This window comes from Nocardia rhamnosiphila NBRC 108938 (assembly GCF_000720425.1).
In the GTDB taxonomy this organism is placed as follows: domain Bacteria; phylum Actinomycetota; class Actinomycetes; order Mycobacteriales; family Mycobacteriaceae; genus Nocardia; species Nocardia rhamnosiphila.
The window spans coordinates 44,402-68,888 of record NZ_JOAJ01000014.1 but is presented as its reverse complement, the minus strand read 5'-3'; the positions used below and the strand labels follow the sequence as shown (position 1 = coordinate 68,888).

The 24,487-nt window shown below is 67.0% G+C and carries 18 protein-coding genes; all 18 read right to left on the bottom strand.

Going from position 1 to position 24,487, the window contains the following annotated elements:
- The coding region (locus tag IG75_RS0133615) for an NAD-glutamate dehydrogenase domain-containing protein (RefSeq protein ID WP_345769821.1) at positions 1–880 on the bottom strand (880 nt) is incomplete at its 3' end.
- A 206-nt stretch (positions 881–1,086) separates the two neighbouring features.
- The gene (locus IG75_RS0133610; RefSeq protein ID WP_156059346.1) at positions 1,087–1,836 is read right to left on the bottom strand and encodes a hypothetical protein; all 750 of its coding nucleotides are present in this window, start codon (positions 1,834–1,836) and stop codon (positions 1,087–1,089) included.
- Between the two features lie 145 nt (positions 1,837–1,981).
- On the bottom strand, positions 1,982–3,115 hold the full coding sequence (locus IG75_RS0133605; protein WP_030525334.1) for a discoidin domain-containing protein: 1,134 nt from the start codon (positions 3,113–3,115) through the stop codon (positions 1,982–1,984).
- A 108-nt stretch (positions 3,116–3,223) separates the two neighbouring features.
- Positions 3,224–3,571: a helix-turn-helix domain-containing protein gene (locus IG75_RS0133600; protein WP_030525335.1), complete on the bottom strand. Its 348-nt coding sequence runs from the start codon at positions 3,569–3,571 to the stop codon at positions 3,224–3,226.
- A gap of 23 nt (positions 3,572–3,594) precedes the next feature.
- Positions 3,595–5,322 (bottom strand): type VII secretion protein EccE, encoded by a 1,728-nt coding sequence (eccE, locus tag IG75_RS0133595; protein ID WP_245713447.1) that lies wholly within the window; start codon positions 5,320–5,322, stop codon positions 3,595–3,597.
- Positions 5,319–6,683 carry a type VII secretion-associated serine protease mycosin gene (gene mycP / locus IG75_RS0133590; RefSeq protein ID WP_030525337.1) on the bottom strand — a complete coding sequence of 455 codons (1,365 nt, stop codon included), beginning with the start codon at positions 6,681–6,683 and terminating at the stop codon, positions 5,319–5,321. Before mycP ends, eccE begins: the two co-directional genes overlap by 4 nt.
- The gene (eccD, locus tag IG75_RS0133585; protein ID WP_030525338.1) at positions 6,683–8,221 is read right to left on the bottom strand and encodes a type VII secretion integral membrane protein EccD; all 1,539 of its coding nucleotides are present in this window, start codon (positions 8,219–8,221) and stop codon (positions 6,683–6,685) included. The genes mycP and eccD overlap by 1 nt, the downstream gene beginning before the upstream one ends.
- On the bottom strand, positions 8,218–9,951 hold the full coding sequence (locus IG75_RS0133580) for a CpaE/TadZ family protein (RefSeq protein WP_245713448.1): 1,734 nt from the start codon (positions 9,949–9,951) through the stop codon (positions 8,218–8,220). The genes eccD and IG75_RS0133580 overlap by 4 nt, the downstream gene beginning before the upstream one ends.
- A gap of 30 nt (positions 9,952–9,981) precedes the next feature.
- Positions 9,982–10,947, bottom strand: coding sequence for an ESX secretion-associated protein EspG (locus IG75_RS0133575; protein ID WP_247904488.1), 966 nt, complete (start codon positions 10,945–10,947; stop codon positions 9,982–9,984).
- Positions 10,883–11,182, bottom strand: a complete 300-nt coding sequence (locus IG75_RS0133570) for a WXG100 family type VII secretion target (RefSeq protein ID WP_156059349.1) — start codon at positions 11,180–11,182, stop codon at positions 10,883–10,885. Before IG75_RS0133570 ends, IG75_RS0133575 begins: the two co-directional genes overlap by 65 nt.
- 64 nt (positions 11,183–11,246) lie before the next feature.
- Positions 11,247–11,666, bottom strand: a complete 420-nt coding sequence (locus IG75_RS0133565; RefSeq protein ID WP_030525342.1) for a WXG100 family type VII secretion target — start codon at positions 11,664–11,666, stop codon at positions 11,247–11,249.
- A 38-nt stretch (positions 11,667–11,704) separates the two neighbouring features.
- Positions 11,705–13,117 (bottom strand): PPE domain-containing protein, encoded by a 1,413-nt coding sequence (locus IG75_RS0133560; protein ID WP_030525343.1) that lies wholly within the window; start codon positions 13,115–13,117, stop codon positions 11,705–11,707.
- Positions 13,118–13,145: 28 nt separating this feature from the next.
- Positions 13,146–13,481, bottom strand: coding sequence for a hypothetical protein (locus IG75_RS0133555; RefSeq protein ID WP_030525344.1), 336 nt, complete (start codon positions 13,479–13,481; stop codon positions 13,146–13,148).
- A gap of 121 nt (positions 13,482–13,602) precedes the next feature.
- Entirely contained in the window at positions 13,603–17,616 is a 4,014-nt protein-coding gene (gene eccCa / locus IG75_RS0133550; RefSeq protein WP_030525345.1) for a type VII secretion protein EccCa, read from the bottom strand.
- The gene (gene eccB, locus IG75_RS0133545; protein ID WP_030526070.1) at positions 17,613–19,169 is read right to left on the bottom strand and encodes a type VII secretion protein EccB; all 1,557 of its coding nucleotides are present in this window, start codon (positions 19,167–19,169) and stop codon (positions 17,613–17,615) included. The genes eccCa and eccB overlap by 4 nt, the downstream gene beginning before the upstream one ends.
- 102 nt (positions 19,170–19,271) lie before the next feature.
- The gene (gene eccA / locus IG75_RS0133540) at positions 19,272–21,029 is read right to left on the bottom strand and encodes a type VII secretion AAA-ATPase EccA (protein WP_030525347.1); all 1,758 of its coding nucleotides are present in this window, start codon (positions 21,027–21,029) and stop codon (positions 19,272–19,274) included.
- A 645-nt stretch (positions 21,030–21,674) separates the two neighbouring features.
- Complete coding sequence (locus tag IG75_RS37675) at positions 21,675–23,420, bottom strand: WXG100-like domain-containing protein (protein WP_051715461.1); 1,746 nt, start codon at positions 23,418–23,420, stop codon at positions 21,675–21,677.
- Between the two features lie 48 nt (positions 23,421–23,468).
- Entirely contained in the window at positions 23,469–24,431 is a 963-nt protein-coding gene (locus IG75_RS0133530; protein ID WP_030525349.1) for a C40 family peptidase, read from the bottom strand.
- Positions 24,432–24,487: the final 56 nt, after the last annotated feature.

Here is a 24,487-nt window from a genome sequence, read left to right as displayed (position 1 = left end):
ACCGCAAACCACCACGAGCCACCGCACCGAACCGCAGATGCACACCCTCCACCCGCGGCGAATACACGAAGATCTCGTACTTCGGCCGCGGCTGCGGCAACAGGGTGATGGACTGCGGATCGAATTTGAGGGAGAGGTGCGCGGGCGGTTCGCCCTCACCGTCGCGCCGGAAGTAATTCGTGCGCAGGGTCGCGGTGACCACATTGAGCACCGCCCGCAGCACCCGGTCGGTGTCGAGGCTGACTACCGCGTCGATTTCGGCTTCCAGCCAGTCCGCGATACCCGCGGCCGAATCGGCGTCGCCGTCCGGATCGAAATACGCCTCGAACAGGCGCACGAAACCGCGGGACATATCCGGATTCGCCAGCAGCACCCGCGTGATACCGGCGGCGCCGTAGGAGAATCCGGCCTGCTTCAGATATTTCGCGTAGGCACGCAACACCACGACCTGACGCCAGTGCAGGCCGGCCCGCAGAATCAATTCGTTGAGCGTATCGACCTCGGCGACACCGAACCACATGGCTTCGAATGCCGCGGTGAATCTCTGTGCGATTCCCTGGGCGCCGTGGCTTTCGGGCTGATCGAGGTCGGCCTCCAACTCGGGGTCCAATTGGGTCCGTAACACGGCCGAGACCACGCGTAAGCGGAAGTCGTAGATCCAGTCCGAACGGTCACCGTCGGATTCCAGCTGGTAGGGCCGTTCGTCCACGACCTCGACGCCGAGGCTGTGCAGCACCGGGAGTACCCGGCTCAGCGAAACACCCTCGCCCGCGGCGTAGAGCGTGAATCGCCACTCACCCGGCGGCGCCTCGGCCGTGCGGTACAGCGCGGTCCGGAAACGCGCCGACCCCAGTTCGTCCGGATCAATCCGGAATCGCATCGGCGAAACTGTGTCCTGCATTGTCGTCACCGTGATCCGCGCCTTTCCGCTTCGGTTTCGAACTTCTTCACCAGGCACTCTACGCGTTTAATGTGCCGTTGTATAGCGGTACGTTACGCGTGTGTAAACCGTCACCGGATCCGGCGCGCCGGGAAGAAAGCACACCGATGAGATGTTCGCCACGACACGGCCGGTGGATGGCCGCACTACGGATGCAGCAACCCGGATCGGATCAAAAAGGTACGCGCGCCCGCGCTGTCGGTGAACGCACCGGTGTCCACCCGCAGGCCCGACTGCGTGTCGGCGTACCAGATCGCCGCGGAGGCACTGATCGCCGCGAACACCTCACCGTCGGCCACGACGGTGCCGCCGGCGGAACGCCATTGCGCCACCGCCTGGGCGAGGGCACCGGGTGCGGCGGTCTGCACCTGGAACGCCAGCTGACGCCCCCCGGAGATCTCCCCCATCAACAACGGACTCCCGGCGTCGAGCACGCAACTCTGGACACCGTCGGTCTCGTCATGCGGACGGCAGGACGCGGTGCGCAACGGGCCGGGCAGGGCCGATACGGCGTCGGTCGCCGCCACGGGACCGCCCCCACCGAAACTCGACGGCCCGGTGAGCGGCGGACCTGCCAGAGTGCAGGATTTCACCATCAGGAAAGCGAGCACCAGCAGAACCGCCACCGCTATACCGCCGGCCGCGCGCCATTGCCATTTCGGATGGTGTTTCTCGACTACGGTTTCCGCTTCGTCGACCAGATGGGAACGGATGAATCCGAGCACCCCGTGAAGGCGCCGGCCGTGCCGAGTGTGCTCGTGGTGCTCGGGGTCCCGATGCTCCGGCCCGGCCGTCCCATGGTTGCCGTGGTGCCCGTGCCTGTCCGGTATTGCCTGCGCCCCGGACCAGCCGCTCATCTCGGCCAGATGTCCGGCCGCCATACCGTGCTGGGCCACCGGCGCCGCGGGACGGTCGTGCCCGGCCGCTGGTACAGGGAGAGGTGCACCGCAATTTGTACACGCCGAGACCCCGGCGGCCGCGGAATGACCGCAGTATTGGCATCGCACCGTCATCGCCGCGCCCCGTCTCCCATGACCGGCCTCACTGCCCGGTGATGACGATCGAGGAGATGGCCACGGTGTTGGCCGAGGTGTCGCCACTGGATTTCAATACGGTGAGCGTGATCTCCGACGCTTCGATCGGCGGCTCGATCTGCGTCACCACCAGTGACCGCTGGTCCAGCGTCTCCTGGGTGTAGGTGGTCTTGTCGTCGTCGTTCAACTGGTACGACACACGGCTGACGGTGCGGAATTTCGTCCACTGATCGGTGCCGTCGGTGCCCACATGGTCCCAGCCGGGCACGATGGCGATCGAATCGATCTTGTACTTCTTGCCCAGATCGATCCGCAAAACCTGCCCGTCGATCTTGTACGCGCGCGGGCACGACCAGGCCTTGTCCGGCTCGCCGGAGAAGGCGTCCATACCGTCGGTGCCGCCGGCCGGGCACTTCGACTCCGCCGACTCCGGTTCGATGGTGCCGCCGCCGGGCGGCGCGGTGGCCTGGGGCACCGGTTGGGTGGGCGCCGGAGTGACGGCCAGCGGCTGGGTGTCCGCCTCCTCCTTGCCCCCTGTCACCACCAGCAGCACCACGATCAGCAGCGCGACCACCGCCGCGACCGCCAGCGCGACCCGCGGTTTGCGCAGCTGCTCGACGACCTCGCGGGCCATTTCCTGCGGGGACTGCCGTTCGGGACGGGCGGGTTCGGGGGCGGCGGCCGCCTGCTGGGCCTCGGCCTCGGGCGGGGCCGTCGAGTTCAATCGGTCCGCCACCCGCTCGGCGTTGTCCGAGGCGAACGACGAGTCCCGGGTATCGGGTAACTGCCCGCTGAGCAGTGCGTTGATCCGTTCGCTCGCCGAAGGCCCGGCCGTCGACCGACGCGGCCGCGATACCGCGGGACCGGAATCGGGTTCGACCGGAGTCGAGCGGACCGCCACCGGCGGTGGAGTCTCGTCGATAGGAGCCGACGCCTCACGCGCCCGGGGCGCCGGGGCGAGTAGAGATTCGTCGAAGGCGATTTCGGGAGCAGGCGGGCTGGAAACCGGCGCCGGTTCGGACACAGGGGACGCCGGTTCGGGCGCGTTCCCCGTGAGCCCGAAAGCCGGATCCGACAGCAGCGCATCCAGAATCGCACCTCGATTGCGGAGAAATACGTCTCCGGAATCCGCATCGGGCATAGCCGGAATGGTATCGGCTATGAACCCGCGGACGACGCCATCATTCCCACCATTGGGGACCCGATCGAGCCCTGCGAACTACCCACGCGGCGTTCTCCGCGACCCGGCTCAGCGAGTCTTCTCCGCCGTCACGAAATACTCGGGCGGCACGTCGAACACCCGGGCCAGCGCGATGATCAGGTCGAGTCGGGGAATGGCATCACCGTGGATCAACCGGTACAGACCGGACTGCGAAACCGGCACATCCGGATAGGCGAGTTCCAGGTGCTGGGCAAGCGAATACAAGGTCAGCCCACGGGTCGAGCCGTCTTCGGTGGACACGACAGATTCGGCGATCAGTTCCGACAGTCGGCTGGAGAAGATCGCCGCGGCGGCCTGCCGTGGTGTCTGCTCCTGCGCGCCGTCCGGGTTGTCGAATCTGCCACTGTCAAATTCGGGATCCGCTACCACGGTCATCGAGATTACCTGCTCTGTCCTACTCACCGGGCCGGATATCCCTGAGGCCGGGTCACCGGGACGGTCCGTTCGGAATTACCGGACGGCGGGGCCACCGTCGGCGGTCGATCACTGTGCTCGAAATAGCGGGTCTCGCCGCGTGGTTCGACCAGGTTCACCCGGACGGTGCGCATCGGGATCCGTACATCCAGCTGAGCTTCGCCGACCTGTTCGATCGACAGATCCACCGACCCGCGACGCGGGCTTCCCGGATCGCTGATCGAGACGGTGGTCGGCGCCGCGGATGCCTGCGGCGGCAGCTGGTCGAAGACCGTGATGGTGGCGCCCGCGCCCGGCTCCTCCTCACCCGCCTCCACCAGCCGCAGCGATCTGGCGTCGCCGACCGCGCTCACCAGATGCTGCCAACGCTGCGGCCGGCTGGTATGGACCTCGATATCGGCGCCGACCACGGTCGCGCGCAGCACCAACTGCTGCGCGACGGGCAGCATCGCCTGCACATCGACCGTGCGGCGACGCGGATTGTAAGGGGCGGGATCGAAGAGCGGCATCGCGAGCTGATGGCGCGTCTGGCCGCTGATCGCGCCCAGGATCTGACCGTTGGGACCGATCGGCACGGCGAGCACGGCACTCAACTCCTCGGGCGCCTCCTCGAGTGTGTTCTCGTCGCGGGTCAACTCACGCAGCGAGACTCCGGTGGGCAGGGTCGAACGGAGCGCCACCGACTGACGGCCGGGCAATCGGCGGAGATAGTCGGGCAGCGCTTCGGTCATGGCCGGGCCGATATAGCGTACGACGGCCCTCGGCCGGTCCGCCCCGGAAAGGCTGACCACGAGCGTGGTGCGCCCACTGTTCCAGGTCCAGCAGTCGTCCAGGCCGGAATCGTCGAGCTGTGTCCAGTCGATTCCGAAACTCGTGACGAAACGGCCGGGCACCGAAGTCTTCAGGCGGTCCCACTGTTCGGTCAGATCACCGAGCTCCGCTCCGGAGTGCAGCAGCCGGGTCGCATCCAGCAGGGCAGCCGCCGGGAGTGGATGGGCCGCCACGCCTCGCTCCCGCAACCGGCCCGCGATCCGGTGTGCCGCAGTGGCCAGGGTCCGCGGCGCGACCACCGCACACGGCCCGCGTTTTGCCAGAGCCCGTAGATTGCGTTCCTGGTCCAGCCGGAGAACCAGCCAGGTCAGCCGGTTTCCGACCACGGGATGGGACCCGATCAGCTGGTCGTAGAGCATGCTGTAGCTGCCGGCCGCCCGCACCCGTTGACCGGTGGTCACGATGTCGATGTCGATGCCGATGCCGTAATGGTCGAGCATCGGTAGCAGGCTCTCCACCGAGACGGTGTCCTCGGTGTAGATGGTCTGTTCGGCGATCACTGTCGGCAGGTCGAGGTTCGGCGCCAGCTGGATCATGGCGACGAGCACGTCACCGTCCTCCGCGATACCGCAGAGTCCGGCGGCGACATCGATATCGCGTACCGGAAGCGGCGCGGTGAGCAGCTTCGCGCGGCCCGATCTACCGGTCCGGAAATCGAGCCAATCGATGAACCATCGCACCGGCGTCCGGCCCCGGATCCGTACGACCACCGTGAGCAGCAACCCGGCGACGATCGATGCGGCACCCCACAGCGGTAGATACGACGACAATCCGGCCATCACGACACTGCCTCCGATCGCCATCACTGCGAACGGGCCGCGTTCCACCCCGGCGACCCGGCGGTCCGGGGCACGGACGGCCCGTTCCGCGGTAATCGTCACTGCCGCTGCCTCCGCCACGAATTCACGCCGTAGGTTGTCGCCGCACCGATCAGCACCGCCGCGATGATCACGATCGCCGCGGTGATTCCGGGTTTGGCGTCCGGTGCGCGAGGCGGCGGCGGCAATTCCAGCGGCCCGGCCTGGAACAGGCCCTCCGGTGGTTCGGGTGGGGTCCGGTAGCTGAGGGCCGCGACCGGATCGATGATGCCCGCGCCCACCGTGTTGTCGATACCGCGCGCCGGAGCGTGCGCGCTCGCGGTGAGCCGGGCGGTGATCTCCGCGGGGGTTTCGTTGGGGTACCGCGAGCGCACCAGTGCCGCGACACCGGCGGTATACGCCGCGGCGAAGGAGGAACCACCGACGGGACCGAGTTTGTCGGGTGGCCCGACGCCGTTGATCAGGCCGGCCGATCCCGGCCCCAGCGATTCGATACCAGTACCAGGCGCGGCTACGGTCACCCATGGACCCATCAGGGATCTATCGGTGACCCCGCCGTAGGCGGTCGTGTACCCCACCGTCAGCACGGACTCGCTGAAGACCCCCGGAAGCGAGGCCGTTTTGACGTACTTCCAGTTCCTCGGGTCACCGGGCCGTCCGGGATCGAAGCCCGGATTCTGGGAGCAGCCATTGGTCTCGGCGTTTCCGGCACCGGCCACGATGAGTGATCCTCGGGTGTGCACGGCGTATCCGACCGCCTCGGCCAGGACCCCCAGATCGACACCCGAATCCACCGCCAGGCATATCGGCAGTGGTACCGCGATGATGCCCGCACCCAGATTCGCGGCATGGGTGATCGCACGCGAAAGAGTCCGCACTTCCAGCGCCTGGCGCTCCCTCTGATCGGACATGCCACGCTCCACCCGGAACGCCGCGGACCGGTAGCGAATGGAAATGATCCGCGCGTCGGGCGCCACACCGGTGAAGCCGTCCGCGGGATCGGACGTGCTGCCGATGATCCCGGCGATCAGCGTGCCGTGCGCGTCGCAATCCTGAAGCCCGTCGCCGCCGGCCGCGACATAGTCACCACCGGCCACCACATTGGGCAGCCGCGGATGCGGAGAAACGCCGGTATCCACGACGGCGACGGTGACCCCTAGACCACGACTGAGGGTCCTGGCGTCGGCCAGGTTCAAGGCCAACTCCGACGGCGGTGTCCGGGAGATATCCGTATCCTGCAGGACACCGGTGGCCAGGCAACCGCTGTCCTGCTTGGTCGGCGCTTCCGGGGCCGGCGGACCATCCGGCGGTGCGACGCCGACCACTACCTCCGGTGGCACCAGGGCAGCCGCCGGGGCGGCGGTGGCGCCCAGCACCACAGCAGCCAGGGCTGCCGCGGCAGCCCTGTTCAGGCGAAGGGCCATCAGATCCCTCGCATGGCGGTGTACACGCCCATGATCCAGAAGGCGATCACCGGCACCACGAGGATCAACGCGTACTCGATGAGGTCGGTGATCCGGCGGGTGACCGGAGTCAGCCGCTTTCCGGGCAGGCGCAGCGCCGCGGCCAGCGCGCCACATGCGATCAGCGCGACCACCAGCACGACGGTGAGCCGTGCGAGCGATGTCTCGTACGCCGTCACGAGCACGGCCGTGACACCGAGTACCGTGACCGCGGACCCGAGCACCAAGGCGATCGCCTGAACACGGTCGGGGTACCACCGGGACCGCATAGCCAGAATTCCGGCCACCGCTGCTGCCATCACGATCTCCCGGATCCCGCCCGGGCTCACCGCCGCGCAGATCACCGTGGCCACCGACAACAACCCGGAAACGGCCACGATGAGACCGCGCAGGCTGGTGACCGCGAGCCGCGCCCGGCTCTCGATGCCCGCCTCCGCGGTGCGGCGCGACTCTTCGGCAGCCGCGGCGACCGCGGCATCCTGCTCCACATCACGGTGGGTTTCCGCGTCGAAGATATCGGTCAGGGTGGCCGGGTTCACTTCGTTGCCCGGGTCGGGCAGATCCGGCGGGCGAATCTTGGCGATCACCACCGCGATCCGGGGCGCTGTGGTGAGCAATATCAGCCCCACGAAGACTGCGGCGCCCGCCACCTGGCGAGTCACCAGGTCGAAGTAGGCCAGCGGCAGCACGACGGCGGTCACCACGATGCCGAGCACGGCAATGCTCATCAGGGTGGCGATCCCACTGCCCGTCAACCGCATCATGGCCATGGCGGCGACAGCGGTGACGACCGCGCCGGCCACGATATTGGCCGGCGCGAAGGGTCCCGGCTCGCCGTAGGCGGGCGGAACCAGCATGGCGCTACCCGCGAAGAGAAGCGGGATCGCGGCCAGTCCCGCACCCAGCGAAATCCGGCGCGCCGCACCGCTACCGCGGATCGCCACCGCCGCCGCCCAGCACAGCGCGCCGAGCAGCAGCGCGGGCAATCCGCACCACAGCAGCGACCCGGACTGGGTCCATGCCCACGACAGCATGGTCGCCAGCCCGACCGCTCCGGCACCGAAGACACCCAGCCCCACGATCGCGGCGGTATCGGCATCGAACTCGGCGAATTCGCGCTCGTTGATCAGCGCCAGCGCGTCGGTGATGTCCTCGACCACCGGGGTGAAGACCTCCGACGACTCCACCGGCGCCAGCATGAGCACCGTCCCGTCGACGATGTCGTGGTCGCCGAGGCTGCGCCAGCGCGGAATCGGCGGTTCACCCGGCCGCGCCAGGCTCCACTGGCCGTGAGGTGGAGTGAAGTCGACCTCCTCGTCACCGATCGCATTGGCGAGTACCGCGACCAGGTCGTCGATGAAGGTCTCGACGGTGAACTTGGTCGGCACGACCACATCCACCTGGTAGGTGGCGACCATGACGGCGATACGCGCCCGCGCCACCTCCGCAGGTGCGGCGTCGCCGGACGGAGCCGCCGGCGCCGTCTGCACAGATGTCACCGCATACCTCCGCGGTCGCCGCCGGAGGGCTCCGCGACATAACCGGGGAAGTCGTCGGCCAGGCCGGCCGCCAGATTCTCGAAGGCCAGCGCGGTCTCCCTGTCCAACATGCGCAGATCTATTTCTCCGCCTTCGGCGAGATGGGGATCGAACGGGATCTGAACGGTGGGCCGTTGCGCCGACGCGAACAGTTTTTCGATGGCCTCGATATCCACGGTGGGTTTCACGGGATGCTGCCGCACGATGGCCACCATGGAGGCCGCGATCAGATGATCGAAGCCGTGCGAACTCAACCAGTTCAGGGTCGCGACGGCTCCGGTCACCCCGCCGACGGTCGCGGGTGTCACGACCACCACGGCGTCACTGGTACGCAGCACAGTGTTGGTCGACGAATCGAGCACACCGGTTCCACAGTCGACCACGAGCAGATTGTAATGGCGACGCAGAATTTCCACACCGGTCTGATATTCGGTACCGGTCAGCGCCTCCCCCGCGTCCGTACTCCAGGGCGACGCCACCACGGCGAGGTCGGCTGTATTGACAGCCGTGTAGGAGTGCACGGCAGAGAAGGAGTCCAGACGACCGCCGGCCTGAGCGAGATCGCGCAGCGTCAAACCGAACTGATGACGCGTGGTGCGGCTGGACAGATCACCGAAATCCGGGTTCGCGTCGATGGCTATCACCCGGTCCGGCCGAAGCTTGGCGAAGGTGGAACCGAGACCGGCCGCGGTCGTGGTCCTGCCGACGCCGCCCTTCACGCTCACCACCGCGATCTGGTACGGCACGCTGAGCTGACGTCGGATCCGGGTGCGCCGGTTCTCGGCCTCCTGTTCGGCCGGTGAGAGGCCGAGGTTGAAACCGACTTTGTTCAGCGCACCACGGACACCCTTGTTCGACCGCAGATGTGCCTGGCGTACCGCGGCGATCTCGGCGAGCAGTTCCGCGGAGGCCAGGGCGGGCGGAAGCACCTCGATACGCCCGGTGGTGTCATAGGCCGGTCGATGGATCCGGTCCGGCACCCGGGATGCGTCGGCGGCCTGCTGCGGAGCCGCCGGTTGGGCGCCCGGGGCCGGGGAGTAGCCGGTGTAGGACTGCTGTGGCCCGGCGTACCCGGCAGAGGTGGTGGAGTATCCGCTCGTAGGCGCGGACTGCGTGGGAGCAGTGTACGGCGGCGGCGCCGCCGGGGATGGTCCCGCGACCGCCGCCGGTGACGTCCAGGTATCCGACGCGCCCGTACTCTGTTCCGGCGCCGCGACCGGGGGGCCGGCGGGGGGCGGCGCCGCTACGCCCTGGGTACCCTGCTGCTGCCGCCGCGCGATGGCCTGCTGTTCCTCGGCGGCCGCCTGCTGGTGAGCCGTGGCCGCGCGCTGCCGCAGATCGGCGAGTTCGCCGTCGTCCACGGCCGGCGCCTCGGGCGCCGAGGGTGGGGGGCCGGTGGGTTGTGGCGGCGATACCGCGGCCTGCGGGGCACCGGCCGACGGCGATTCCGCCGACGGCCCGGGCGCCGGAGGATGCGGTATGGCCGAACTCATCTGATCGGTCCCCGTTTCCGGTGCTGTGGTCGGTACGGCCCCAGCGGCCGTGGATGAGAACTCGGGAGGGCCGGAAGTGCTCGCCGCCGTGGCCGCTCCACCGCCGGGATGTTCGTCGAGCTGCGCGAAGTAGGCGTCGTAACCGCCTTTGGCGAGCGCGGAGGTCGCGTCGCCGTTCGTTGTCGGTGCCCGGTTCATCTCACCGTCCTCTCATCCAGCACTGGAACGTCAACCGGTACGTGCGGTATCGAACCAGCTACGGCCGGGCAGCAGCTCGGCCAGAGTGTTGATACCACTGCGCAGGGCAGTGTGGTCGCCCGGCCGGAAGGTCGACCGGGTCCGGCCGTCCAACGTTACGCTCGGTGTGATCACGAACCGCCCTGAAAACGTGTCCAGTACGTTCATACAGATTGTGAAGTCGGGTGTTTCAGGTCCGCCGTCTCGATGCTCCATCATGAGGACCTCGGTCTGGCGGACGATTTCGCCCAAGGCTCGGGTGAGCACGTTCGCGGTCCGCGGGGAGGCGCCCAGTTCACGCAGGCCGGCTCGCACGCCGTCCGCGTCCTCGGGCGGCGGCTCGGAATCTGCCGGATCGCTGTCGGCGCGGGTGAACGGTTCGAAATCGAGGACCGGGTAGTCACCGAGGATCGATCCCAATACCGCGGTGAGCGTATCCAGCTGCCGGCCCTGGTGGAAGACCGGCTGGATGACGATCTCGTCGTCACATCGGACGGCAAGAACGTGCTGCTCCCCGCTGCGAACCAGCGAGGCGCGCAGCATGGTCGGGGTTTCCCCTCCACGGCCGTTGTCGAGCACTCGGATGGCCAGCTCGGTATCCGGACGATTCAGGCACCGGAGCCAACCGGCGACCACCGGATCCACCTCACCACCGGAAATGATCCCGTCCGCGGCGAGCTGTTCCGCGACAACCGCCCGGACCCGGTCGCGGTCGGAGATTCGGTAGATGTTCGGCATGATCGCCAGGACCAACGGATAAGCGTCGATGCCGACCATGTCTTTCAGGACAAGGGCGGCATCGACGTTCAGATCCACCGATACCGGATCGCCGGATTCCACCTCCGCCGATGTTGTGCCCATCGACGTATGATCGGTCAAACCAGCAATCTCCTCAGAGAAGGTTGGAGAACATATTGGCGACAGCTTGGTCTGCATCGCCGATAAGCCGCGCGGCATGCTCCGTCGAATTGTCGAGCGCAGTAATGCTCTCATCGAAACTGGTGAGCCGCCTCCCCAGTTGATCCGCCACATCCTTGTAGATCTGGGCACCGCCGCCGTTGAAGGTGTTCAACAGTTCGGTCTGCATGTTGGTCAGCTCGGTCTTACTGTCCTGCAAACCTTGAACGACGCCCTTCGACCGGGTCAGCGCCTCTTCGATGTCGGCCTTGTTTGTATAGATCGGCATGCTCATTGAAATCGAACCTTTCGAATATTATGTACGAACGCATCCAGGAGGCCGGGTCAGTGCCCCCCTGTCATGCCCAATCGACCTTCGCCTTCGACGGACCGACAGTGCTTTCCTGCGCATCACTCTGCCAACCGCTGTCCTTGACACCCGTGTTGAAACTCCCATCGGCCGCATCGCCCATCGCAGTCTTCACCTGCTGGAAAGCAGCCCGATCGTCATCATCGAACTTCGAACTTGCCTGGTTGATCTGCGCCATGAGGTCTTCCAGGTATCGCGCGATGCCGGTACCGGTGGAGTGCACATTGCCGAATGCGTTGTAGACCGCTTGACCGGCATTGCCTTTGAACGCGGTCTCGAGGGTACCCTGAATTTTGGTAAGGTCTGTGAGGTGCGTTTCCAGGTTCTGCAGCGGGCCATTCATCTTCTTGGCGATCGCGATCAGATCATCCGGATTCGCCTGGATTACTCCCTGACTGGCGCTGACCATGATGTTCTCCCTTTCGATGTTCAGTGAACCCGGTCAACTCACCGGGCGTTGTATCCATTCTCCGACTCGTTCTCTTCGTCGAGCCGGTCCAGTACTCCCACGAGTGAGGAGTCCACGAGCAGTTCGGTATCGGGCTCGTCGTCCTCGTATTCGATGACACCGATCACCGGCGGTCGCTCGAGCTCCGGGACCTCGAACTGCTCGCCCGGGGTGAAGACCTTCCCCGTTCGCGTTTCCTCCTCCCGGCGGCGACGCCGCATCCGCGCGGTGGGCGCCGATACCCGCCGTGCCGCACCGCGAGCCGGCGCGGCCGAGGACGCGGCGGGGTTGGATGCGCCGAAAGCGGTGCCCGAGGCGGGATTCCAATTGCCCGGCAACCGGAAACCCGTTGCCGCACCGGCCATGGAACCGATACCTCCGCGAGCCAATCCGAAGCCGGCAAGCGCACCGCCGCCACCGAGCGCGGCCAGCGTCGCGGACCCCGAGGAAACACCCGGCAGCGGACTCGAATACGACGACTCCGTGCCGTAGCCGGTGGACCCGGAATCGAGGCCGGATTCGGATCCGATCGCCTGCTGCGGATCGGTGAGCGACTGTTGTTCCGGACCCGAAGGCCCTGGATCCGTCCCGTCCCCACCGCTGCCCGGATCGGAACCACCCGAATCGGAACCGCCTGAATTCGAATCACCCGCCGAGTCCGACCCGTTACCGGTGTGCTGCCCGGTATCGGTCGTCGTCGGTTTGTTTCCGGGATAGTACGAACTGTCGGGCCCCTTGGTGATCAGGTCCTGTAGCGGGGCCACCGCGTCGTGCCCCACCGGTGGCGGCGACCCGGCACTCGGTAGGACGATCGGCGGTGGTGGCGTGAACGAGCCCGCCACCCCGACCAGGTTGACGAGCAGACCCAGGGCTCCGATCTCGTAGCCCATCATCGTCGCGGCGGCCTGGATCTTGAGGCGGTTGTACTCGATCTCGGCCATGGCGTGCCACGCGCTTGCGCCGGCGAAAACCAAAAGAGCTGCGGCGGAGGCGGGCCCGGCCCCCGCGGAGGCGACCGTGCCGGATGTGGTCATCAGAGCAGCGGATGCGGCCAACTGCGCGATGGCGGCTTCGATCTCGAACCGCGACGGCATCGCCCCGAGGGCGCTGTTGTGCAAATGCGCCCCTTGATCGGCCAACTGGGCGATCTTCGACGCGTTCCCTGCCTGCTGACGTACCCACTCGTTGTGCTTGCCGAATGCCGCTTGCGCACGCTGGGAACTCACGCCACGCGGCCACGCGACGCCCATGTTCCTGATCAGGCCATCCGTATTGGCCGCCGTGGATTCGAGCGCGCTGTCGATCGCCGAGTAAGCGCGTGAGGCATTGGTCAGTGGTGCCGCACCGGCCCCGGAATCGATCAGATCTCGATTCTGCAGCGGCTCCAGGGCGAAATATTCGAAGAACGGCATAGCATCCCTGCTCCGAACCAGTTATCGATCAGCTGCCGAACACCCGGCCCGCAACGGAATCTCCCACCGCCGCCACTCCCACGCCGCCGGCTACATCGGTGGACTCGAAGGTCACCGATACGGGGCCGAGACTGGAGCCGAAGAGGCCGCTTTCGGTATTGCAGGCCGCGAGGTAAGCGTTCATCACGACGTCGACGACGCCGAGACCTGCCGTCATGTAGAAGCCCGGCGCACAGGCAACCGAGGGTTCCGGCACCGTGTACGGCGCCACCGATTGCAGGAAGGAGGCCAGGCTGGCGCCCTGGGCATTCACCGCGGCGCCGATGGCCGGAAGATCCGCAGGGTTGACTTCGAAGGGGATCATCGATAACTCCGATCGATAAACGTCCGTGCCCGTTGCCGGTCGTCGCAACAGAGCGGTACATGAAGTACGCTAGGCCATTCCCATATATGGGGAGTCCCATTGAGCGGCCGCGCGACGGCGCTCATTCGGGGATCCAGGCCGATTGCACGAGGTCCTTCGTCGAGGTCAGCGGCTCCACCAGAATCCCCCGGCCCAGCGGCTGTTTGGTGGGTTTCACATCGCCGATGAGCATGCCGTCCATTTTCGTCCCATCCATGATCAAACCCGAGGAGTTCAGGTTCTTCACCTGGCCGAGGACGGTGTCGTACATGGCCGTATCGGCCTGTGCGATATTGCGGGCGGCGATCAGGTGGAAACCGGTGTCGCGGCCGTCGACGATCAGCTCCCGCAGCGGGTCGAGCGGGTTCATCTGCCCACGCTGAGCGACCATGTGGTAATCGTCCACCACCACGAAGATCTCGGGCCCACTCCACCAGGACCGCTCTTTGAGCTGCTGGGAGGTCACCCCGTCCGGGGCCCGGCGAGCACGGAGCTTCTCCGCGACGAACGGCAGATTGTCCACCACATCGCGGGCGCTGGTCAGGTATCCGATCGACTGCTCCTCGGGTACCGCGTCCATATGCTGGCGGCGGTAATCGATCAGCAGTACCCGGGCCTCATCCTTCGTGAACCGGGTCCGGATGGATTCCAGTAGCGCACCCAGAACGGTCGATTTTCCGCAACCGGTCGACCCGAGGATCACGAAATGGGTGGAGACGCCGAAGTCGATGACGGCCGGCCCCAGATCGGATTCACGGACACCGAACGGAACCGCGAGCCGTTCGGCCAGATTCGTCGGCTGCGGAACCCGGGCCAGGATCTGCGGCATCGTCACCTGGGCCGGCAGCAACCGGACCTCGGGTGCCTGCCGGCCCGCGTAGGTCTGGCTTACCTCGGTTATCGCCGCACTCAAGCCCGCGGCCGCGGTTTCCGCGTCACCGTTGCCGTCGGTACGAGGCAGCGCTGTAAGCATATGGAGGGCCTCGCTCGAAACGCAGCGGCCGGGACGATTCGGCGGCACCGCGGCCACCACGGCACGGTGGGCGTTGAACACCGTATCGGTGAGGTCGCCGAGACGCATCTCCAGGCGGGTCTGGATCAGGTCCTTGAGCTGGGGCCGGATCGCGGCCCAGCGGGAACTGCTGACCACCAGGTGCACACCGTAGTTGAGGCCCTGCAGGGCGACGGACTCCATGGTCGGCATGTACTCGTCGTAGTACGGCCCGTTGATCGCGAACCCGATATCCCAGCCGTCCACGACAACGAAAACATCGCCGTGCTCATCGCCGTAGGACGTCAACTCGGCCGAGCCCTCAGGGGTGTTCCGGCGCCGCCGGAATTCACGCATGGAATCGATACCGAGGTGATCGAACAGTGCCTGCCGGGAGGCGATCAGATTGCGGATCAGCGCGAAAGTACGCCGGATGCGGTCCACATCGCGCACCGAGGCCACCGAGCCCACATGCGGCAGTGCGCGCATCGCGGACAGGCCACCGGAGAAGTCGAAGCAGTAGAACTGCGCCTGCTCCGGCGTATGGGTCAGCGCGGCCGACAGGATGAGCGTCTGCAGCGCCGTGGATTTACCGGACTGCGGACCGCCCACGACCGCGACATGGCCGCCCGCGCCCGAGAGATCCACCGACCAGACGTCCTGGCGCTGCTGGCGCGGTTTGTCGATGATCGCCCACGGCAGCACGAGCGTGCCGGGTTCGGCCGCGGCGGTCAGCCTGTCCACCGTGGGCGGAACGCCCAGCGGCGGGAGCCACATCTTGTGGGCCGGACGACCGTGCCGCGCGAACTGCTGCAGCACGGTCTCCATCACGCTGACCGGTTCGCCCTCGGTGTCCTCCGGTTCGGGCGCGCGCACAGCCACCGCCGCAACCGGCGCCGGGCGCGCTTCGGCGATGAAGGCGGCCGTGAACCGCTGCGGCGGTTTGTATCCACCGCCGGGCCGGCGGGCGCGCTGCGCACTGGAACTGGAAGCCTGCGCGGGCGCGGTGTACGGCCCACCGACATAGGCCGCTTGGAATCGCTGGAGATCGCCCGCGCCCACCCGTAGATATCCCGAACCCGGTTTCTTCGGCAGGTGGTACGCGTCCGCGGTGCCGATGGCGTCACGCGAGTCGCTGGTCTGGTTGGTGCGCAGCGCGATCCGGTAGGACAGATGCGCTTCCAGCTCACCCATGCGGTTGGCCGGGACCTTCTGCGAGGACAGCAACAGGTGGATCCGCAGCGAGCGGCCCAGACGGCCGATCGCGACGAACAGTTTCGAAAAGCTCGGATGCTGCTCCAGCAGTTCGGCGAACTCGTCGAGAATGATCATCAGCGTGGGCAATGGCTCGAGCCGGGCGCCCTGCTCCCGCGCCTTCTCGTAGTCGGCGACGCTGGCGAAGTTCCCCGCGTCGCGCAGGATGCGCTGGCGACGGGCCATTTCGCCGTTGATCACGTCTTCCATACGGGTGACGAGATCTGCCTCCTCCTCCATGTTGGTGACGACCGCGGTCACATGGGAGAGCCGGTCGAAACCGAGGAAGGTCGCGCCACCTTTGAAGTCGACGAGCAGCAGGTTGAGTACATCGGGGGAATGCTCGGCGATCGCGGAGAGCACCAGGGTGCGCAGGAATTCCGATTTACCGGAACCGGTGGCGCCGATACACATTCCGTGCGGGCCCATGCCCTCCTCGGCGGATTCCTTGATGTCCAGGTGCACCACCTGGCCGGTGGGGTCGTGGCCGAACGGGATGTTCAGCCGGTTGCGGTCGGCGTCGCGGCGTACCGGCCATTGCCGGTCCACCCGGATATTGCCCGGATCGGAAATGCCGACCAGGTCTTCCCATGAGGTGCTACCACTGGCCTGCTCGGCGGCCACCGCCTCCACCACGGTGGACAGTCGATAGGGGGACAGTGTCCGCGCCACCGCGGTGACCTGCGGGATCGACATATTGTCGGCGGTGCCGACCAACCGGCTACCGCGGGGGGTCAGTTCCTGGAGAGTACGGTCCGCCGCGACGGCGAACCTCAGCGACCGTGGCAGGGTTTGCTCGGACTCGCCGAGCCGCAACCAGGTGCAGCCGTCGATACCGGAGATATCGCGATCGGTGTTCGCACCACCGGATTCCACGATCAGCACGTAGTGCGATTTGTCCAGCGCCGGCTCGTTGTTCGCCGAGAACGGGCCGCGGTTGAGCCCCGCGAGTACCTTCGTCCGTAGTTCGGCCACGGTCCGATACACCATGCGGCTCGATCCGACAGCGTCGGTTTCGGCGGGATGCTGGCTATGCGGCAGCCATTTCAACCAGGCCCATTGCGGGTCGTCCGGATTGTTGAGCACCGCCGCCACCGCGACCTGGTCCGGTCCGTGCAGGACGACGATCTCGGCCACCATGGCCCGGATCAGACCCGCCACCGCGTCCGCGTCACCGTCGAGGCCGACCAGCGGCGCCGACAACAGATTGATCGCGACCGGCATTCCGCCGACCGTGGAATAGGCTTTCGCGAATCGGGTCAGCTCGACCACACCGACGGGGTCCAGATCCGAGGTGGGCGCCGCCTCCGGCACGATGACCCGGACCTGGTTGGCGATCCGTCCCCGCCCCATCCGCACACGCAGGAACTGGGGATTGGCGACCTGCACCTCCCACATCCGCTTACCGCCGACGAGACGGCCCAGACCGGCCGGGCCCGGGTGGGTATAGGACAGATAGTCGTACAGTTCGGTTTCGGCCTCGTGCACCGTCTTCCGGTTGTCGGTGATCGAGCGCAGATAATCCTTGCGTTCCTCGTTCAGCCCCGCCGCGGTGCTGTTGGTTCCCCCGCCCCCACCCAGCTGGCCGCCGAGCATGCCGAACATCGACACGATCATCATCATGGGGAACATCAGCATCATCGGCGACATGGCACGGCCGCCGGAGAACATCATCGCCATCATGCCGACCATGGCGCACACCATGATCACGGGCATGATCATCTTGATCTTGGACATCGGCACCGGCCGGGGCAACTCGGTCGGCGGCTGCAGCCGGAGTTCGGTGACGGCGGGAGCCTTGGGCCCGCGCACCATACGGGCCGGCCGGACGAAACGGCGCGTCGCGGTCATTTGTTCCCCGCCATCTGCGCACCCGTCATGTTCGGCGGTATCCCGTCGTGTTGGATCATGGCGTCGCCGACCGAGAGCGCCGGGCCTACCGCGAACAGCGAGACGATGCTCCACGGCGCCGGAACGGGGTCACGCAGCGCCAGTGCGGCAAGCGACGGATCTTTCCCGTTACCGCCCTTCAGATCCGCATCGATGCCGTAGCGGACACCGCTGTCGGATATCCAGAACAGCGATTCGCGCAGCGGTGAGCCGGGTTCGGCACCGGTGACCTGCACGAATTTTCCCGAGGTACGGGGCAGGTAGGCATAATCGGCGGTCATACCGCCCGAGTAGGGGGCGGTGACCAAGCCGACGGTGCGGCCCTGTTCCTGTTTCGTGAGCGGCAGCTGCCTGCCGAAGAGCAACCGGGTATGCGCATCCGGATCGGTACCTGTGCGCTCCCAGTGGTAGCAGGTGATCAGGTCACGAATGGGATCGAGGACTTCGACCGATTCGGCCGGATAGGTCGCGGTGCCCGGCCAATCACCGGGACGTAGGTTCGCCGCCGCCACGTCCGGCCCGATCGTTGTCGTAGCGACCGCACCGTGTGAGTTCGCGTTTCGCACGATGGACGCCAGCACCCCGCTGACCCGGACCAGGCCGGAATTGGACACCAGATAGTAGGCGGCCGGCTGATTCGGCGTGGCGACCGTGACGATGGACCCGACCACCGCATCGAGCGCCGGTTTCAGTGTCGTGGGGGTACCGGAGCCGGGGACATCCGGCACCCGGATCGGCGCGACTTCGGGTATCGCCCCCAATAGCCCGGGTGACGCGGCGGCCACCTGTGCGTGGCTGTCGATCCCGAGGGCGAGCATCACCGGTGAATCGGCGAGATTGATCTCGGCGCGTACCACGCCCTGTTCCGGATCGGAGTACACAAGCCAGGTCGCATCCTCACCGCGGAGCAGCCGGGCCTGGCGGCCGCTCAGTTCGTGCACGGCATCGCCGTCGACGGTGAGCGGCCCGGCGATGGCGGTGGTGAGCACCGCCGAACGCAACAGTGTCGGGAGGCCGGTCTCCTGGTCGACCGGTGCCGCGGCCCCGGTTCGGGCGGTATCACAGACCGTCCATTCGGAATCCTTCTCCGCCTCGTCGTTGATCTGCCCGGGTGCACCGGGTATCCCTACCCAGGGACCACGCGGGTACTTCGCGAGCTCGGACTGCGATACCTCCACCGGTTTGGCCGGCTGTCCCACGATCAGGCGGGCCGAGGTGAGATTGAGGGCGGGATGCAGACGTTCACCGAGCTTGACATACAGCGCGCCGCTGTCCTTCTCCGCGAGGATCGGTGAGTCTCCCACCGGTTTCGCGGGTTTGAAGAACGCCAGCACCGCGGCTCCGGCGATGCCCACACAGGCCAGCGCGACCCCGACCGCCAGCGCGGTGGACCGGCCGCGGGAGGGGTCGTCGATCATCGAGGCGTCGCGACGGACCAGGGCATGTTCGATCCGGTGTAACAGAAACCGCCAACCCGAAACCTGGTGCTTGGTCACCACCCGGAAGCGTGCCACCGGTAACCGTTCCTTCCGCCGACCTCGGCCACAACCTAACGCGCACGCCCGAACCGACCACTCCCCAGAATTGGGAACAGTCGGCCGGGTGGGAGGCGGATGCTACTTTCCGACCGGCGCCAACCCCTGCAGCGCGGTGCTGATATCGAAGGCGTCGATGGTCATCAACTCTTCGTCGGTGAGCGCGGCGATATCCACATTGTCGCGGGTGAACCGGAAATCCCGTTCCGCCTCCGCGGCCTCCACGACATTGCGCACGAAACGACCGTTACCGGCGAGGTCGATGAGGCGGCGGCCGTTCCTGCTCTCCTCCGACATCGTCGTGCAGCGGTCGCGCAGGACCTCCCGTGCCTGATCGGACAGGATCGAATCCTTCTTGCCGGCGATGTGATCGGCGATCTGGACGAGTTCGTCCGGGTCGTAGCTGGGGAACCGGACCCGCTTGGTGAAACGTGACGACAGACCTTCGTTCGACTGCAGGAACCTGTCGATCTCGGCCTCGTAACCGGCGATGATCACGACCAGCTTGCTGCGGTCGTTCTCCATCCGGGCCAGCAGCGTATCGACCGCTTCCTTACCGAAGGCGTCACCACCGGACAGGCCCTCCTGGATCAGGGTGTAGGCCTCGTCGATGAAGAGCACGCCACCGAGCGCGGAGTCGATCAGCGCGTTGGTCTTGGGTGCGGTATGGCCGAGATGGGTGCCGACCATATCGTTACGCGACGCCTCGATGACTTCGGCGTTCTCGACCACGCCGAGCCCGGCGAAGATCTTGGCGATAACCCGCGCGATGGTGGTCTTACCGGTACCGGGTGGTCCGGAGAAGATGAGGTGATTCGATCGCGAGTCGACCGCCAGGCCGCGCTTGGCCCGGACCTGGTCCATCAGCACACCGGATTTGAGCCGATCCACCTGTTCCTTGACCGAGTCCATGCCGATCTGCGACTGCAGCAGCTTGGATGCCTCTTCGAGCAGTTCGTCGCGTTCGGCCTTGGCCGCGCTCGCCGCCACTTCGGCGGGATCGTCACCGGATTTGGGATCCCAGATATCGGTCCGGGAGGCGATCACGGCCGGAGTGGTGACCTCGAGCCGGAAGTTCTTGTCCCGCACCGCCTGCTGCCAGTCCGGCCGGTTGGGCCACAGGCCCGACCCCTGCAGGCCCTTGAGGATCTTGTCGGCCGCCTCGTGCTCACCGTTGTGCCGCATGATCATGCCGAGCAGATAGTGCGCATCGGCCCAGATGTAGGACAGACTCCCGGACTGACTGTCCTCCACGATCCGCTGCGCACGCGGCAACGCCTCCCCGAACCTGCCGAGATGCGCGAGCGCACTGGCCGCCATCAGTTCGGCGGCGATATCGAGCAGACCGTCCTCGAGTACGGTTTTCGCGGCACGGGCGGTGAGCACATCGGGCCAGCGCCCGGTCCGGTAGAACAGGGCGATCCGTGCGAAATCGGCGACATCGTCACCGCGCACCTCGTCCAGGATCGCGGCGGCTTCCTGCCATTCGCCCCCGTCGGCGTACGCGCACGCCTGCGCGATGGCGATCTGATCGCGATCGGCCATCGCGACCCGCAGGCCGAAGACACCTATTTCGACCTGGCACCACAGTGCCCGGTCCACCAGGCCGGCACGCTGCTGATCGCGGTAGAGATTGTGCGAGGAGCGGTAAGCACCGTAGATGACCTCGGACGTGACCTCCCCCGCCATAGCTCGTCCCAGCCATGCGTCGCACATATCCGGATCGATATCCGTGGCCGCCGTGAACGCCGCGCGGGCGTGCTCTTCGTTGCGCACCCCACCGGCGACCAATCCCAAACTCTGCACGCCCGTGTAGAACGCGTCCTCGGCCGCTGACAACTCGGACTTCCCTTCCGCCGACCCTCGCCTGCTGGCAGGGTAAGCCACCCGGAGGCGACGGTAGGCGTCGGGTATTTCCCCGCACTGGGAAGTAGGTCCGCGAAGCGCGGCCGCCGGTCGAGTATTCGGCGCCCGAATCGGACGGGCGGGCCGATACGGGCGGCAATACGGACGAAAGCCGCAAAACCCAATAGGGCACATTCCCATCAGGGAACGAGCCGTAATCCAGCGATAAAGTACCAGCCGGTTTCGTGCCGGACCCAAGTACTCCACCGCCGAAATCGGCCGTGAACCACATCGCGAACGCACTGTTCTGCGCATGAAATAGCTTGACAGCACTGACTTTCGGCGTCGTCGGCGACAGCGGCGGTCCGGCAACCCGCCCGCTATCCAAACCGGACAAAATTCCCTCTCCTGATAATAGTGCCGTTGTTGAACGGCACATTGTTTGTAGCTATAGTTGGCGGCAGGTCACCAGTTCCCTCATCCCTGATGACCTACTTCGCGGCGGCCGATGGAAACAGCGAGCCATCGGCCGCCGCACCCGAGGGGCTCGATCGAGCGAAGACCGATTGCGGGCCGACCCCGGCCGGAGATACGCAGCAAGCGCCCGGCCGAAGCGGCTGCGGAGGTACGCGGATCTGTTCACCCGCGCGGCGGCGGGCCTTCGTCCGCGCGAACCGGCGCGGAGACCGCCGGCCCGCCGGTATCCGGTTGGTGCGCCCGCCCCGCCGATTCCCGTGCGGCGCCGTCCTTCCCTTCGGTGCCATCCTTCCGATCCCGGTCGGCCGGTACCACGGGCGGTGGCACATCCCCCTCCGCCGCCACGGCGGGAACCGCCGGCTCGGTGCGCTCGGCCGGTTTACCCCACGGCGTACGCGCCGGTGCGGACGTCGCGGCCGGTCGAGCCGACCACGGGTTCTGCCGGGCGGCCCGACGACGCCGACCGCCCGCGGTACGGCCCGGCTTATCGCCGTCGGTCCCGCGGCGGCGGCCACGTCCCCCGGGTGCGGTGTTCCCGGATCCGGCGGGCGATCCGCCCGGCGCGGACGACTGACGATTCCACGGACTGGCCGGGCCGCCGCCACCTCCGGTCGACGCGCCGCCGGGATCCCCGATCCGGCCGGGCGGAACACTTGCGGCTTCCACGCCGCGGGCCGAGTCCACACCACCCGCACCGGCCCCCTGCGCCGATTGCTCGGCTCCACCTCCCAGGTCGCCCGGGTTCGCGCCCGCCATATCGTCGCCGGACGCCGCCGATATCCGGGTAGCGGCGGAATCCGGCTCCCGGCCGTCCACAACCGGTGACCGTTCCCCCGGAGGCTCCGTCGTTTGCGCGTCGACCGCGGGACTCTCGACGGGCGGGCCCGGGGCCCGCAGGTCCTCGGCCTGCCCCGGTCCGGTTCCGGCGCTCGCACCCGGCACACCGCTCTGTCCGGCCGCGGCGGGCCCCGCTGCGGGAGAGCCCGTCGCACTCTGCGGCGGAGCCTCCGCCGCCGGCGACCTGTCGTCGGCATGAGCAGGCGCTCCCGCGTCCTGGGCGGGCACCGCACCTACGGTGGACTCAGGTATCCAGTTCCGCGGCGTAGTAGCCACTTCCTGTGGCACCTGCCGAACCGGTGCGCTCGCAGCCGGGCTGTTCGGGGGTCCCCCCTCCTGGGTCACCGGAGCACTCGCACCGGGTAGGCCGACCGGCGTCGTGAAATCGAGCGCGGCGACACCGTTGGCGAACTTCTCCGCGTGCTTCATGATGTCGTCCGCGTGGTCGTCGAGGACCTGGGCGTAGCGGCGCACCTCGTCGGGATCGATGTACACGACATCTTTGCCGCCGGTATCGACGCCCAGCAGATCGGCAGTGGTGTTGTAGACCACGCCGTTGATCATGTCCGCGACCGCGTCCTCGAGCGGTTCGATGGCCTTACCCAGTACCTCGGCCACGATGTAGCCGATGAGCATCTCCTCCATGGCCTTGACCAGCCGTCGGGCCGCGAGTGAAATGGACTGGCTCAGTGCCACCGAGGCCCCCGAAGTCGCCACGGTGGCCGCCATCGCCGCGGCATAGGCGGCGGCCAGCACCGCGAGCTCGGTCAGTACCGCCACCTTCACCACGGTGATCACTTCGGCCGCGATCTCCAGAGCCGTCGCCACGGCCCGGCACAACTCGTCCAGCCTTTCCATATGCGACGAACTCAAGCTCGCCCAGGACGCCACCAGCGCGCGATACGACTGCCCTTGGTAAACCGATCCCATGTCGGTGATCGCACCGGTCGCCGCGCCGTGGGTCCCGGCGACCTCGTCGGCGAAAGTGCGGACGTGACCGGCCAGTTCCCGAACCTGGTCCTCGTTGATATCCGGATACGGGACGCCGATGAAGTTCAGGAACGTCGCCACTTCGTGTGGTATCTCGATAGCCAAAGGCGAGAGTTCCGCTCAGACGATTCAGACGACCCGTACCACGACAGCACTGGGCGGCATGGGCGAATAGGTAACCGTGGCACCGGAATAGGGTGCCTCGATCACCATACCGTTGCCCGCGGCGAGTTGAACGTGTTCCGGCCCACGAGAGCTGAACGACGAAGCCGGGAACACGAGATCACCGGCGCGCACCTCACGGGGATCGATTCGTTCACCGGCGTAGATCTGATCGTAAGTGGTCCGCGGTAGGACCACCTCGCCGTTCGTGGCCTGCGCGATGGCGTACTGGGTCAGCCCGGAGCAATCGAAACCGCCCCCGCTGGGTCCGCCGGCGCCACCACCACCCCAGATATAGGGCAGGCCGAGCGCGCCGTCGGCCGCCTGAGCGGCCCGCCCGCCTCGGGTCTTGTCCCAGTTGCGGCGTATACCGCGTCGGGTCGGCTGATTCGCGACCTGTTGCGCGGACACCATGCGGGGTCGCCGCCGTCGCCTTTTCCGGGGCGGAGGAGACGCTTTTCGAGTGCGCTCGGCGAGCGCCACCGGCGGCATTATCTGAGCCGCCTGTCTGCGTGCCGCGTCGATATCGGCGTTCACCTGCCTGGTCGCGTTCGTGATGGTCTGCTGGGCCGAATCGAGTAGGGCCGGGCCGCTGAACCGGGTGTCACCGATAGTGGTGATGGCCTGGATCCGCGCCTGGAGATCGGAGATCTGACTGCTCAGCACCCCGCGCCCGTTCAGCGTCCCGGCCCCCGACTCACCGACGGTCTTGGTGACGACACCGTCCCGGCCGTACTGCGTGTCGAGCACCGTACGCTGGATCCCGAGCGCGTCACCGTAGCCGCGGGCACCCCCGCCGGACAGCCGGGACAGGTCCGCCGCCATGGATTGCGCAAGCACGGCGGCCGCGCGTTCGGACGGCTGCCCGGCCCCGTACAGCCCGAGCAGCTCGCGCAACACACCGTGCACATCGTCGGTCAGTGCCGGCATGCGATCAGCTCATCATCGCTCATCGCACCGACTTACCTCTCTGCCCCAGCACCCCG

What these genes read in the sequence shown, in the direction of transcription:
- IG75_RS0133570 (WP_156059349.1), bottom strand. Translation starts at nt 11,182, where the DNA reads ATGAGCATGCCGATCTATACAAACAAGGCCGACATCGAAGAGGCGCTG.
- mycP (WP_030525337.1), bottom strand. Translation starts at nt 6,683, where the DNA reads ATGGCCCTTCGCCTGAACAGGGCTGCCGCGGCAGCCCTGGCTGCTGTG.
- IG75_RS0133530 (WP_030525349.1), bottom strand. Translation starts at nt 24,431, where the DNA reads ATGCCGGCACTGACCGACGATGTGCACGGTGTGTTGCGCGAGCTGCTC.
- IG75_RS0133600 (WP_030525335.1), bottom strand. Translation starts at nt 3,571, where the DNA reads ATGACCGTGGTAGCGGATCCCGAATTTGACAGTGGCAGATTCGACAAC.
- IG75_RS0133605 (WP_030525334.1), bottom strand. Translation starts at nt 3,115, where the DNA reads ATGCCCGATGCGGATTCCGGAGACGTATTTCTCCGCAATCGAGGTGCG.
- IG75_RS0133560 (WP_030525343.1), bottom strand. Translation starts at nt 13,117, where the DNA reads ATGCCGTTCTTCGAATATTTCGCCCTGGAGCCGCTGCAGAATCGAGAT.
- eccCa (WP_030525345.1), bottom strand. Translation starts at nt 17,616, where the DNA reads ATGACCGCGACGCGCCGTTTCGTCCGGCCGGCCCGTATGGTGCGCGGG.
- IG75_RS0133575 (WP_247904488.1), bottom strand. Translation starts at nt 10,947, where the DNA reads ATGCCGCGCGGCTTATCGGCGATGCAGACCAAGCTGTCGCCAATATGT.
- IG75_RS0133555 (WP_030525344.1), bottom strand. Translation starts at nt 13,481, where the DNA reads ATGATCCCCTTCGAAGTCAACCCTGCGGATCTTCCGGCCATCGGCGCC.
- IG75_RS0133580 (WP_245713448.1), bottom strand. Translation starts at nt 9,951, where the DNA reads ATGAACCGGGCACCGACAACGAACGGCGACGCGACCTCCGCGCTCGCC.
- IG75_RS0133565 (WP_030525342.1), bottom strand. Translation starts at nt 11,666, where the DNA reads ATGGTCAGCGCCAGTCAGGGAGTAATCCAGGCGAATCCGGATGATCTG.